Annotated in this window: 8 protein-coding genes; 4 read left to right on the top strand and 4 right to left on the bottom strand. The window is 64.5% G+C overall.

Annotated features, from left to right (window positions below):
• Window positions 1–303 precede the first annotated feature (303 nt).
• The 3 genes from ACWNZ3_RS12450 (at window position 304) to ACWNZ3_RS12460 (ending at window position 3,744) form a co-directional block, all read left to right on the top strand.
• Window positions 304–1,068: a sugar transferase gene (locus tag ACWNZ3_RS12450; RefSeq protein ID WP_269363895.1), complete on the top strand. Its 765-nt coding sequence runs from the start codon at window positions 304–306 to the stop codon at window positions 1,066–1,068.
• Window positions 1,069–1,144: 76 nt separating this feature from the next.
• Window positions 1,145–2,206, top strand: a complete 1,062-nt coding sequence (locus ACWNZ3_RS12455) for a CpsD/CapB family tyrosine-protein kinase (protein WP_496900129.1) — start codon at window positions 1,145–1,147, stop codon at window positions 2,204–2,206.
• A 227-nt stretch (window positions 2,207–2,433) separates the two neighbouring features.
• Window positions 2,434–3,744, top strand: a complete 1,311-nt coding sequence (locus ACWNZ3_RS12460) for a GumC domain-containing protein (RefSeq protein ID WP_496900130.1) — start codon at window positions 2,434–2,436, stop codon at window positions 3,742–3,744.
• A gap of 876 nt (window positions 3,745–4,620) precedes the next feature.
• Here ACWNZ3_RS12460 and ACWNZ3_RS12465 read toward each other — a convergent pair.
• Window positions 4,621–5,925 carry an oligosaccharide flippase family protein gene (locus ACWNZ3_RS12465; RefSeq protein ID WP_496901905.1) on the bottom strand — a complete coding sequence of 435 codons (1,305 nt, stop codon included), beginning with the start codon at window positions 5,923–5,925 and terminating at the stop codon, window positions 4,621–4,623.
• Window positions 5,926–6,076: 151 nt separating this feature from the next.
• On the opposite strand from ACWNZ3_RS12465, the gene ACWNZ3_RS12470 reads away from it, so the two are divergent.
• Window positions 6,077–7,273, top strand: a complete 1,197-nt coding sequence (locus ACWNZ3_RS12470; protein ID WP_496900131.1) for a glycosyltransferase — start codon at window positions 6,077–6,079, stop codon at window positions 7,271–7,273.
• A 687-nt stretch (window positions 7,274–7,960) separates the two neighbouring features.
• On the opposite strand, the gene ACWNZ3_RS12475 is transcribed toward ACWNZ3_RS12470, so the two are convergent.
• The 3 genes from ACWNZ3_RS12475 to ACWNZ3_RS12485 are packed head-to-tail and all read right to left on the bottom strand — an operon-like array spanning window position 7,961 to window position 12,281.
• On the bottom strand, window positions 7,961–8,794 hold the full coding sequence (locus ACWNZ3_RS12475; protein WP_496900132.1) for a glycosyltransferase family 2 protein: 834 nt from the start codon (window positions 8,792–8,794) through the stop codon (window positions 7,961–7,963).
• The gene (locus tag ACWNZ3_RS12480; protein ID WP_496900133.1) at window positions 8,791–11,328 is read right to left on the bottom strand and encodes a hypothetical protein; all 2,538 of its coding nucleotides are present in this window, start codon (window positions 11,326–11,328) and stop codon (window positions 8,791–8,793) included. The genes ACWNZ3_RS12475 and ACWNZ3_RS12480 overlap by 4 nt, the downstream gene beginning before the upstream one ends.
• Window positions 11,325–12,281 carry a hypothetical protein gene (locus tag ACWNZ3_RS12485; RefSeq protein WP_269367409.1) on the bottom strand — a complete coding sequence of 319 codons (957 nt, stop codon included), beginning with the start codon at window positions 12,279–12,281 and terminating at the stop codon, window positions 11,325–11,327. Before ACWNZ3_RS12485 ends, ACWNZ3_RS12480 begins: the two co-directional genes overlap by 4 nt.
• Window positions 12,282–12,285: the final 4 nt, after the last annotated feature.

Below are 12,285 nucleotides of genomic sequence, written 5' to 3' on the forward strand. Positions count from 1 at the left end.
GCGGGAAATATCGCCATGTTTCGGCATTGAAACAAACTGTTTCCGATAAATGAGGCCAAAACTGGCCGAAATCTGTTAATAAATGTGCCGAGCCACGGTGCGCTTCCCACCCGGCCCTGGAACCATGCTGCGTCTGCGAAAAAGTGATCGGGCACCCCCTGTCACGCTGCACAATTTGAGCGTATGCAGCTTCGGCGTCTGCTGCCGGTGTTCCCTGGTTTTGGCGGGGCGAGTGACCAGTAAAGACTTTGGGCGGCACCAGCCGCGCTGAGACATTGTAATATGCGGCCCTGGGGGGTTGTGATGAAGAAATTCCAAATGGATCGGCCAGGTTACGGCCTGTTCGATCTTGGTGAACAGCGGTCTGCGGCAGAGGGTCTCATGGGCCGCGCAGACCTTTTGACCGCAGAGGCAGCCTCCCTTTGGGATGCGGCGATTGCCCGTAAACATGCGCCGGCAAAACCCTATCGGAACGGACTGAAACGGGTCATGGATCTGGCCCTGATCGTGCTGACCATGCCGTTCTGGCTGCCGGTGATTGCGGCATGCGCGCTGGCGCTGTGGATCGAGGGCGGGCAGCCGTTCTACCGGCAACAGCGCCTGGGCCGCGACGGCAGCCGGTTTTCGATTCTCAAGCTGCGCACCATGGTGCGTGATGCCGACAGGGTGTTGCAGGACCTGCTGGCAACCGACCCGGAGATCAAGGCGGAATGGGACGCGTTGCAAAAGCTGCGCAACGATCCCCGGATCACCCCGGTCGGCCGCTTTCTGCGCGCGACGTCGCTGGATGAATTGCCCCAGCTTGTCAACGTGTTGAAAGGCGAGATGTCACTGGTCGGCCCGCGTCCGATGATGCCCGACCAGCTTGGCCTTTATGGCAACCCGCGGGCCTATTTCGCGGTGCGCCCCGGTCTGACCGGCCTGTGGCAGGTCAGCGCCCGGAACAACAACAAGTTCACCTACCGCCATGGGGTCGACGAGGCCTATGAAAACGCCCTGACCTTCCGGCTCGACCTGACCATCCTGTACAAGACGGTGGGTGTGGTCCTGCGCCAGACGGGGTATTGAGCCTTGCCTTGCTTTTGCACCGATAAACACTGTGGTATCATCCCTCCCCATGTCAGACACCCCGAAGGAGCCCGGTATGAAGGATAATCTTCACAGGGCCGCCGCCACAGCACAGAGCAATGACAGTGAATCCTGGGCCCGGACCAGCGGCCTGCGGCACAGCATCAGGCCGCGCCGCCGCTTGCCGGATGATCTGATGGCGTCGGATGATCTGAAGGCGTCGGATGATCTGATGGCGGAGGTGATGCGCGCCAGGGCACCGGCACAGACCGCGCCGGAGGTGGCGGAAACAATCGCTGAGCCAACATTGGCCGAGCCCAGCGTTCAGGCCCCGGCGCGGTCCGCTGCGGCCCTGTCCATCCCTGCCCTGTCCGTCCCGGCCGAAACCGCCATGCGCCATGTGCCGGGTGCCGGGCTGGCAGAGCGGAACGTGCCGCAGTGGGAAGACCTTGAGCTGGTGACACCGGGCAACCGGCCCAACCGCGCAACGGCGATCCCGGTGCTGGATGCGGCGCGCGACAGCCTGGCCGTGCAGGCCTTTGACCTGCTGCGCACCCGTCTGCGCAAGACCACCGGCGAAAACGGCTGGGTCAATATTGCGGTCACCGCGCCGACCCGGGGATGTGGCACCACCTTCACCGCGCTCAACCTCGCGCTGAGCCTGTCGCGTATTGCCGGGTCCCGCACCGTGCTGATGGATCTGAACCTGCGCGATCCGGGCCTGGACCGCGCGCTGGACGTGACGGCACCGGGCGAGATGCGGGATTTTCTGAGCGGTGACGCGCGGATCGAGGATCATGTCCAGCGGGTCAGCGACACCCTGGCGCTGGGGCTGAACGCCCGGCCGGACATGGATGCGGCGGAAACCCTGCAGCACCCCGCGCTGTCGCGGACCCTGGACCAGATGCGCGCGGCGCTGCGCCCCGATCTGGTGATCTATGACATGCCGGCCATGCTGGGCCATGACGATGTTTCGGCCTTCCTGCCGCAGCTTGACGGCATCCTGCTGGTTTCCGACGGGTCGCAGACCATGGGCAAGCAACTGGTCGAATGCGAACAGATGCTGGACGGCCAGGTCCCGCTGCTGGGGGTGGTCCTGAACAGGGCGCGCAGCAACAGCCTGCCGCACTACAAATAAGGCGTTTCGGGAAATCGTCGCGTCAGGTAGATCGCAGATGTCCCGAGAGCGCGAAGCGCGGCAGGGTATGTGCGATTGAACATTTTCCCGAAACGCTACAGGTCGGAAAACCGGTGCGATCCGGCAAATTTGTGCCTCAACTTCGCCCGATTTCCATGGTGAAAGCCGAAGAACCCCTTGATGGCCGTGGCTGTCCCGGGGGCATTTTGCATTGAGGTGACGGGTACATGGGGCCGATCTATTCCCTGGCGGATTTTCTGGACATGGTGCGCCGCCGCATCGGGGTCATCTCGTTCGTCTTCATCGCCGGGTGTTTCGCCTCGCTCTACTGGGCCCTGTCGCAGCCGCATGTCTATGAATCCGCCGAAGTCATCCAGATCGAACAGCCCAAGATTGCCGATTCGCTGGCTCCCTCGACGGTCGAAGGATCCTCGGCGCGGCGGCTGCAGCTGATCCAGCAGCAATTGATGGCGCGCAGCAGCCTGTTGGAAATCATCGAGAAATTCGACCTGTTCGAGAATCTGACAGCCCTGCGCATGTCCGAAAAGGTCGATCTGCTGCGCCGCTCCGTCACGATCAACGGGGTTGCCGCCACGCGCGAGGGTTATGCCGATGACGGCACCATCGCGGTTCTGACCATCACCGCGCGGCTGGACAATGCCGAACAGGCCCAGGCCGTCGCCCATGAATTTGCCAACCGCACCCGCGATCTGACCGCCGCCCAGCGGCGCGAACAGACCCGCGAGACGCTGGAGTTCTTCTCTGCCCAGGAAGACCAGCTGATCGCGGAAATCGCCCGGCTGGACGACGAAATGGCCGCCTACCGCAGCGCCCATGACATCTCCATCGAGGGGACGCTTGAATTCGTCCGCTCCGAAATCGCCAGCCTGAATGACGCCTTGCTGGAACTGGACCGCGAGATCATCGCGACCCAGCTTGCCCGCAGCCGGATCGACCGCAACGCGCGCGCCGCCACCGTGGCCAAGGAAGAGGCCGAACTTGACGGGGAACTGGCCAGTCTGGGCACCCAGCGCGATCTGCTGCAGGAACGCCGTGCGGAACTGGCGGCCAGCATTGAAACCTCCCCCGAGGTCGAAAACACATTGACCAAGTTTCAGCGCCGCATGGAGCAGTTGCAGGGCCAGCTTGACGTGATTGCGACCCGCCGGAATGAGGCGGAAGTGGGATATTCACTGGAAACCGCTGCGCGGGGCGAACGGCTGATCACCCTGGAAGAGGCCCGTGTGCCGGATTTCCCGGTCAGCATGAGCCGCAAGAAACGCGCGGTGATGGGGGCCGGCGCGGCGCTGATGGCAGGGCTTGCGCTTGCGTTCCTGCTGGAGCTGCGCCGCCCCGTCATCCGCACCGCCCGCCAGATGGAGCGGGAAACCGGCCTTGTCCCGGTTGTGTCGATACCGCAGGTCGGCCGGGTGAAGCGCAGCAAGGGTCTTGCCAAACTCTGGCAGGAACGCAGCGAAGCCGGTCAGAAAGGGCGCAATGCCCGTCTGGCCCGGCAGACGGATGTCCGGCGCAGCTGAGCGGCGGTTCTGTCGAATGTCGCGCAAGCCGGCTCCTGGCGGCGCATTTGCTGAATCATGTCGCTGGGCCGTGGCGGTCATGCCTGACCGCGCTGCCAGGCATTTCTGATCCAGACCGGACTTCAGGCGTGGTATGGATCGAGGCCAGGTGAGCGGGGCTTTGCTGCCGTTCGCAACGAAACCCCAAGCCGCGCATTGACGGGCCGTGGTACGGCGATCTGACCTCAGTGACTGGCACTTTATGGCAGCCAAGCACATCCAAGCCATCCGTGGCACACGACAGCAGCCAAATCGCCGTGCCAGGGGACGGCCCGGCGATGCGCGGCGGCCTGCGGCCTTGATTCCGCGCTTGAGAAAGCGGAAAAGGGCTCTTTCCGGACGTTCGCTGCGACACGTGTGAAGGCCAGGTGAGCGGGGCTTTGCTGCCATGTCCAACATCCGAAATTGGTCGCGCCCGAACCGAGGGGTGGGCGAGTAGCGCCCGCCCCGTGGGGGCGGTTCGGGCGCTGCCAAAGCTTTGCTTTGGCAATAGGTCTTCACTTTGAGCGCACAGGCTGGGCTCCCTCCCCCCGTCCGCTGCAATTTTCACGAGTGACCGCGGGGGTGGGTGCGAAACGCTGCGGCGCATCAAACCGCAACGGACGACATGTCATACATGACATGTCAAAAATGACAGGTCTTGCATGACATGTCTGCAAGTGCGGGAAGTGGGCGGCACATGTCGGCAGCCAAAGCGCAGAGCGTTAACAGCAGAGCGCGAAGTGTGAAGAGCAAAGCGCGAAGCCTGGCGTTCCGGCTTTGTCCCCAACCACCTGAAGTCACCTGAAATCAAGGATTTCAATGCGTCAATGCCCGCACGAAACACCCCCTGCCGGATCAGACCGAGGCGCCAAGGGCGCGCAAGGTGTCAAGATGAAGCCAGAGCGCAAGGGCAGCGGCGACCACGCCCGCCACGAAGAAGGTCAGATCATGCCGCGCATCCCAGACGGCATGGACCCGCGCCAGCCAGATCAGCACCAGATGCGACAGCGCCATGGCCAGCCCCATGCCCAGGATCGCCCCCACCAGCCCGGCATGGATCGCGCCTACCAGCAGCATCGACACCTGCAGGCTGGACCGCGCCGCCGAATAGATGAAAAAGCGCCGCGAATCCCCTGCCGCAAGGGCGGCCTGATCATAGGTCATGCCGATCACCTGCGGGATCAGCGCCAGGGCCAGCAGCACCACAACCCCGCCGGAACTGGCGTAGCGGCTGTCATAAAGGTGATCGACCAGCCAGGGCCCGATCAGCGCCATCACCACCAGCATGCCGCCGATGCCAAGGGTCAGCCCATAGCGGATCCGGGCCAGCCGGTGCGGCTCTGCCCCCTCGCGGTAGATCGGGATCATGACCCGGCCCGTCACGCTCAGCCCCAGCAACAGCGGGAAACTGGCCAGGAAATAGCCGATGTTGTAGATGCCCAGCGTCTCCAGCGTCAGGAACTTGCCCAGGATCGCCTTGTCGCCCTGGCTGGCAAAGAACCAGAACAAGGTGGAGAGGAAGATCCACTTGCCGAAATGGATCAGCTCGGTCGCGGCGGTCCTTTCCCAGCGGAAGCGGTTGCGCTGGCCCGGCAGGCCATAATGGGTCAGCAGCAGCTTGGCCCCTGCCCCCACGACACCACCGATGACCAGGGCGGAAACCGATTGCAACACCACCGCAAGGCCGATCATCACCGCGATGCCGATCACCTGAGAGCTCAGGTCCAGCACCGTCAGCCGCCCCATCAGCAGGTGGCGCTGCGCGGTTTCGATCCGGGTCGGGTTGAACCCGCCCAGGATCAGCGCCAGACCGGCAATGGGCAGATAGCGGGCCAGGTCGGGCTGGTCGTAGAACAGGGACACCGGATAGGCCAGCACGCAGGCCGCACCCCAGAGCCCGATGCCGCGCAAGACCTGGATGGTCCAGGCGGTGTTGAGGAAATCCGGGTCATCGCCCCGCTTGCTCTGCGAAATCGAGGGCGAGATGCCGACATCGGAAAACAATGTCAGGCCCACGGTGATCACGCTGATCAGCGCCATCAGGCCAAAGGCTTCGGGGAACAGCAGCCGTGTCAGGATCAGGTTCGATGCCAGCCGGATCGCCTGCGAAGCGCCATAGCCCAACAGGATCCACGAGGCCGAGCGCAACGCGCGCGCCATCAGCCGGTTGTCCTTCAGCACTTCAAAAACCCGTGCAAACACTCGAAAAAAGCCTCACTTCTGCCTCAGGCGCTGAATAGAGCGTCCTTGCGTCCTGCGCCAGCGCCATGACACGGCAATGGGGCAAAGTTGTGAAGAACAAGGAAGAGCCGTGAAGATCGCCTATATTCTCAATACCTATCCGCAACCCTCGCAGAGTTTCATCCGCCGCGAGATCCGCGCGCTGGAGCGTCAGGGCCACGCGGTGACCCGGATCGCGATGCGGCGCTTTGACGGCCAGCTGGTGGACCCGCAGGATGTCGCCGAGGCGGAACAGACCGACTATCTGCTTGCCAAGGGGCCGATGACATTGCTGCGGGGCAGCCTGCGCGCCCTGGGCCGCAATCCCGGCGGGTTCCTGACCGCCTTGCGGATGGCGCTGAAACTGGGCCGTCGCTCCGAAGCGGGCCTGTTGCGCCATATGATCTACCTTGCCGAAGCGGCCCATGTGGCGGCGCAATGCCGCGCTGCCGGGGTTACACATGCCCATGCCCATTTCGGCACCAATGCCCCTGCCGTGGCGCTGCTGGCGCGGATGCTGGGCGGGCCGAAGTTTTCCTTTACCGTGCATGGCCCGGAAGAATTCGATGCGCCCCGCGCCCTGTCGCTGGGGGCCAAGATGAAGGCCGCCGATTTCACCGTCGCGATCAGCCAGTTTGGCCGCTCGCAGCTGATGCGCTGGGCCGATCATGCGGATTGGGACCGCATCCATGTGGTGCATTGCGGGGTGGAGCCCGAGCGCTTCAGCGATCCTGCCCCGCTACCCGAAGGGCCGCGCCGGGTGGTGGCGATTGGCCGGCTGGTCGAGCAGAAGGGCCAGATGATCCTGATCTACGCGATGGCACAGGTCAAAGCCGACCTGCATCTGACCCTGATCGGCGACGGCGAGATGCGCGACCAGATCGAGGCGCTGATCGACCGGCTTGACCTGCGGGGCCGCGTCACACTGACCGGCTGGGTTGATGAGACACGGGTGAAGGCGGAACTGGCGGCGGCCCATGCGATGGTCATGCCCAGCTTTGCCGAGGGCCTTCCCATGGTGGTGATGGAGGCGATGGCCGCCGCCCGTCCCGTCATCGCGACCTATGTCGCGGGCACCCCGGAACTGGTCCGCCCGGGGGAGACCGGCTGGCTGGTGCCTGCGGGCGATGTCTCTGCGCTGGCACAGGCGATGGATGACCTTGCCACCCTGCCACAGGCCAGATTGGCCGAGATGGCCGCGGCCGGGCGGACACGGGCGCTGGCGCGCCATGACATCGACACGTCGGCGCAGAAACTGGCGGCACTGATGGGACCCGCTGAGGCGTAGGCTCTGGACCCATTAATTCTATATGCTCAGCGGCGATTTCACGAAATTTCAATGGTTTGGGGCGTGCAGCCAATCCCCTCTCGTGACATTTGCTTTGCAAATGCACTGCCGGGCAGTGGTAGGTTCTATTTGCAAGCGACCCAAGACATTGAAATGAAGTGAAATCGCCGCCCGTCGCTCCGAAGGAGCGCCGAGTCATGTTGGCACGCCTTTGGCGTGACGGGTTTGACGGATTTTCCCGCAGCCCATTGCCCGGCAGGGCATTGCGCAGCAATGTCCCGAGAGGAGGCGGCGCATCTGCTTGAAATAGAACCACTATTCTTGCGCAAATGCTTCTTGTCTGCGAAAAAATCTGTCAAACTGAGTATATAGAACTAATGGGTCCAGAGCCTAGGTCGTGTTGACATTCATTGTCGCCCACCCGCGCGAGACGGATTTTGCCGCTGGCGCCCTGATGTGAGCGCAGCAATGTGATCATTGGAAGCGAACATCCGGGATGGCAGAGGCAAAATCCGCCGCGCCCCGTAGGGGTTTCGCCAAAATTGCCCATTTCTGCGTTAAGAGAGCTTGAAATAGCTGGCTATTCCTGCGCTCTCTTGCCTGGAACTGAGCAATTTTGGACTGAAACGGGTGGACGACAATGAATGTCAACACGACCTAAGGCGCCGAGGGCTGTCAAAGCCCCGGTCAGCGCCCCCGCGCCCAGCGGTTCTTGCTGCGCAGGATCGGCAGGTGGATGGCGATGCGCAGGGCGCAAAAGGCGGCAAAACCCAGCGGGTCGGCCAGGGCGCGGCGCCACAGCGGCACGGCGCCCGCGCCGGGATCATCGTTTGCGATCAGCGCCGGGAAGCGGCTTTCGATCTCGGCCACGCCCAGGTCCTGCCTGCGCCGGACCTGCACCAGCCGCGCAAAGCCTTCGACCATGGGCCAGTCATAGGTCGCAGGCACGGCGACGCGTTCCTCGGGGGTGAAATTCAGCCGCGCATAGGTGTCATCCGAGATGATGTCCGGCCAGTCCCCCCAACGCGCCCGGCCCGCCCGGTTCATGGCAAAGACGCCAAAGCCCGGCACACCGCGCGTCATGAAAGGTGTTGTCAGCCAGAACCTTGTGTAGGGTCCGGTGACCCCGCCGCCGCGCAGCGTCACATGTGGCCGTCCGCTGGCATAGCGCGGCGCATCCACGTCCAGCACTTCGGCCAGCTGTGTTATCAGCGGCGGTGACACGATCACATCCGCATCGAGATAGATCAGCACCCTGCCCGCCGCCGCAGCCTCGCCCGCGTTCAGCGCGCCCAGCTTGTTGCCCTCGGCCCGTTCCAGCACCTGCAGATGCCAGCCCTTCAACCCGGCCTGTTCGGCAAAGCCGCGGGCAATCTCTGCGGTGTCATCGGTGCAGCCATTGGCGATCACGATCACCTCCACGCCGCCCGCGACCTCCTCCGAGGCCAGCAAGGCCCCCATGCAGGCGGCCAGATAGGCGGCCTCGTCATGGGCCGGGATCAGGATGCTGGTGCGGGTCACTGGAAGGCCACCAGCGCATCCCAGCGCGGATTGTCGTCATCCAGATGGCGCAGCGCCCCCCAGGAGCCCCATTTTGTCGGGGCATAGACATCGGAATAGGCGTTGAACAACTGCCCGCCCAGGGCTTTCCACCCCTCCAGCAAGGTGGTGTAGAGCGCGCCCATCTGCGGCGCATAGTTCAGCGCCTGAAAGAAGGCCGTCAGCTCCGCGTCATCGACCATCGCGCCGATGCCCACCACATGGCTGCCGCCCTCGTACATGATCAGGTCCAGCCCATGCGCCTGGGCCACCTGCGCGTGATAGGGCCAGACGCGGGTGATCAGATCACCGACCGTATCGGCAGCGTCACCGCTGACCGCCCCGTCGCGCAATTCGCGCCCTGCCAGTTCAAAGGCAAAATCAAAGCGGTGCCCGGTGATGTAATCCTCTGCCGCCTCACCGGTCAGACCTTCTGCATTGGCCGCAGCCGCGGCCCGTGTCCGGCTTTCCTCCAGCCATGTGCGGACCATCGGCGCGCGTTCTGCCGTGCCAAGCCCGCCCGCGAAATAGCCCGACACCGCATAGGCGTCAAAAGCCTCTGCCGGGGCTGGCAGCCCTTCTGCCACCGCCAGCGGGGCGGTCAGCGCCTCGGTCTCCAGCCCCAGCCAGCCGGTCTGGCTGGAGATCACATTGACCAGCCGCGCGCGGTCTTCCCCGGCAAAGACCCCGGACCAGATCCGCGCCACCTCTGCCGCGCGCAGCCCGTAGAACTGCATCCATTTGTCCTGCGCGTTCCAGCGCGCGCGGGCCTGCACATCGGCCCAGCGGGCCTGTTCGAACTGCCAATTCCAGACCTCGTTGGAGAATTCCACATAGACCTTCAGCGCGGGATCGAGCCTGTCTTTCACCAGTTCCGCGAACTGGCGCAGGAAATCATCATCCGCCAGATGCGGCATGTTCACCCAGATGTCGGTCTCAAGCTCATTGGCAAGCTGCACCATCACTTCGACCGGGACACCGCCCGCCCAGGTCACATCGCTGGGCAAGGGGCGGTCCGCCCATGTGGCCAGCGCGGAATCATTGGTCTCCATCCAGTCCATCATGCGCAACGCGCTGAACTGGCCGATCCGCGCCGTCCAGGCCGGATTGAACAGCTGCCCGGCGGCGTGGCGTTTCAGGTTCTCGACCTTGACGACGGAAATGTCATGCGGCGGGTCGGAGGTGTTGATCCGCTGGATCCGGATGTCCACGCTGCCGGGACCGGGGGTATAGTCAAAACTCACTTCGCCCTTGCCATAGCGCACGTTTTCCGCGCGTCCCGTCACCTCGATCACGCCCTTGCCGTCAAAGGCCAGACGATACCGCCCCTTGAGCGATGCGGCCTCCGGCGGCATGTCGGTCAGGATCAGGGTGCCGATCGAGCTGAGGCTGCGGGGCAGCCGGATCGGCCAGCCGTTTTCATCCAGATGCCCGCCCGCCAGCAGCTCGGCGTATTCCATGCCCCCGAAGCGGCCGGGTTCATGGCCCAGCCAGGGCCGCGCCGTCTTCATCAGGTCTATGAACGGAGCCTGGGTGCTCCAGTCCGTGACGGCGGCAAGGCCGATGGCCACCCGGTTGGTGCCTTCGACCGCCCCCTGCGCTGCCGCGACCAGATCGGCGGCAGGTGCCTCTGGCAGAACCGGCGGGCCGGTGGGGGCCGCAGGGGCGGTGCTGGCCCGCGCCTGCCCGTTGGCCGGGGGCACCGGTGCCACCACCCCGCCGCCATAGGCCTGCACGGCCTCATAGGCCACACGCTGCAGCTGGCGGGCCAGGTCCGCGTCCGGCGTATCGAAGGGCTGCCCCCAGCGGTCGCTGAAATCCACCGGCAGGCCCAGCGGGTCCTGCCCGGTCAGCGTGGCATATTGCACCATGGCGACAAAGTAATGGCCCATGTCATTCAGGTGGATGTCATCGGCAAAGAGCGCGGAAATATCCGCAAGCCCCGGTATCCGCTCTGCCGAGATCTCATCATGAAGACGCGCCATCGCCTGACCTGCGGGGATCAGCCCGACCTGCGCACTGTCCGAGCGGGTGGCGGCGGCGACCTGTGCCACGATCTCTTCCCAGAGCGGCAGATCCTGATCCAGCCGCTCCCGCCAGGGCGTGCCGGCCCCTTCGTCGTGATCCACTGCCGCGCCTGTCCCGCTTTTCAGCGAATGCCAGGTTTCCTGCACGTAGATATGCACATCCGGATTGGCCGAGGCCGCAAGCCCGGCAAAGGCCTGGGCATAGACATAGGTATCTGACCATTTCACATGGTTTGCCAGCGGGATCGCCTCGGTCAGGATCAGGTGGGTGGTGCCGCCCTCCGGCAGGACAGAGCGCGCGTCGATCCCTTCGGCATTGGCGGATTCGTCCCAATTGTATTTCAGCGGCGCGCCATTGATGATCTGGGCGCGCACAATGCCCTGGCCCATGCCTGCGCGCAGGGCCTCCTGCAGCATGTCCGGCCCATCGGAGCCGAACAGGCTGTGGCCGACCATCACGACCGATGCGGCAACCCCGAGCAGGTTCATGCCGCCACCCCGGTTTCGGGATGGCGCGCGATGACTTGCCAGACGACCGCCTGCATCGCGGCGGCGGCATCCGGCGAGGGGGCCAAGGCCCGCGACCCGTCGGCGCGCATCAGTTCATGCGGCAGGCCGCGCGGATCGCGGTGATAGAGAACGGCATAATGGGTCAGCGCCACCAGATAGGCCCCCAGATCGTTGAAATGAATCGTATCCGGCGTGCCATCGGCCCGTTTGGTAAAGAGGTCGAACAGGCTGGTGATGCCGCCGAGGCTGCCTGCGGCCTCAACCTCGCGCACAAAGGCCGCCATGACCTGACCGGCGGGGATCAGGTGGATCGGCGCATCGGTCGCGGCCAGCGCGGGGTATTTGACCCGGCCCTGCCAGAATTTGCGCAGATCCCTGTCGATGCGCAGCAGCCAGCCATTGCCATCGTCGGTGTGATGCCAGGTCTCGTAAAGGTAGATCCGCGTCTGCGGGTTGGCGTCCCAGGCCAGCCCGGCCCAACGGGCGAGATAGGCCGCCGCATCGTGATAGCGGATCGCATCGCGGATCTCGACCATCTCGGTCAGCACCAGGGCGTCATAGCTGCCGCTGGCCAGCGCCTGTTTCGCGGGGCGAAACCGGTCATGGGCGTTTTCCTCGGCAAAGCCGTTGATGGGCACGTCTTCCTCCCAATGGTCGCGCAGGGAGGTGCCCCAGCCCAGCTGCGAATGATAGCGATGACCCGCCCCCGCAAGCTGCGCCAGCATCGCGGGCATGTCGCGCCCCACAAGGCTGTGACCCAGATGATAGACATTGAGCGCCGCATCTGGCGGGTTGAGCGGCACCGCATAAAGCGCCGCCGCCTCTGCCGCGCCCTGTCGCCGGTCGCGGGTCCGCAGATGCTGCCCTGCAGCCGCCGCCAGCGCGAGGGCTCCCAGCCCCGCTAGGGCAGTTCGGCGCGTGGCGGGTTTCATCGGG

This window comes from Sulfitobacter sp. IGS-18, from assembly GCF_059628195.1.